The organism is Nocardiopsis sp. NRRL B-16309, assembly GCF_001279585.1.
Classification (GTDB): Bacteria; Actinomycetota; Actinomycetes; order Streptosporangiales; family Streptosporangiaceae; genus Nocardiopsis.
In genome coordinates this window covers 1-1,151 of record NZ_LGEC01000135.1, presented here as the reverse complement: position 1 = coordinate 1,151, position 1,151 = coordinate 1, and the positions used below count along the sequence as shown (strand labels likewise).

The window sequence follows — 1,151 nt, the reverse complement described above, 5'->3', positions numbered from 1 at the left end:
GGTGGGCTCCAACAGGCGCATGATCATCCGCGACAGGGTCGACTTGCCCGACCCCGACTCGCCCACCACACCCAGCGTCTCGCCCTGGCGCAGCTCGAACGACACGTCCCTGACCGCCCAGAAGTCCGTCGAACGCCCCCACATCCCACCGCGCACCCGGAACCGCTGCGCCACCTCCTCCACCCGCAGCAGTGTCCCGCCCGGCTCCGGTGCGGCGGCGACGGCGTCCGCTCCGGCCCGCCGCCCGCCGCTCTCCGGCTCCGGAGCGGTGCCCGCACCGGTCCTCTCCTCGGTGCCCGCACCGGTCCCCTCCTCGGTCTCCGCACGGGGTCCTTCCTCGACCGTGGACGCACCCGCCCGCCGCTCCCGGCGGCGCTGCTCCCGCGCCCGCTCCGCCCGATCCCGTGCCCGACGCTGCGCGCGGGCGCGGGAGACCTCGACCCGGGGCACCGCGTCCAGCAGCGCCTGGGTGTAGGGGTGCTCCGGTGCGGACAGCACCGTGCGCACGTCCCCGCGCTCCACGGCCACACCCCGGCGCATCACCACGACCTCCTCCACCGACCCCGCCACGACCGCCAGGTCGTGCGAGACCAGGATCAGACCCATGCCCAGGTCGCGGCGCAGCTCGTCCAACAGGTCCAGCACCTGCGCCTGGACCGTCACGTCCAGCGCCGTGGTCGGCTCGTCGGCCAGCAGCACCTTGGGATCGCACATCAGCCCCATCGCGATCACCACCCGCTGGCGCATCCCCCCGGAGAACTCGTGCGGGTAGGAGTTGACCCGCTTGCCCGGCTCGGGGATGCCCACGCGGTCCAGCGACTCCACCGCCCTCTTCAGCGCGTGCGCCCTGGAGGCCCTGGGATGGTGGATCCGGTAGGCCTCCACCAGCTGGTTGCCGATCGTGTACTGCGGGTGCAGCGACTGCATCGGGTCCTGGAAGACCATCGCGATGTCGTTGCCGCGCATCCGGCGCAGCTCCTTGTCCGAGGCCGTGACCACGTTCTGGCCCACGACCTCGATCGCACCCGTGATCCGCGCCCGGCTGCCCCGGTGCAGACCCATCAAGGCCAGCGAGGTCACGCTCTTGCCCGAGCCCGACTCGCCCACGATGCCGAGGGCGCCGCCCGCCGGCACCTCGAAGGACAACCCGT

At 73.2% G+C, this 1,151-nt stretch carries 1 protein-coding gene; it reads right to left on the bottom strand.

The annotated features are described in order from the left end of the window. On the bottom strand, window positions 1-1,151 hold a 1,151-nt coding region (locus tag ADL05_RS32345), incomplete at both ends, for an ATP-binding cassette domain-containing protein (RefSeq protein ID WP_156366085.1).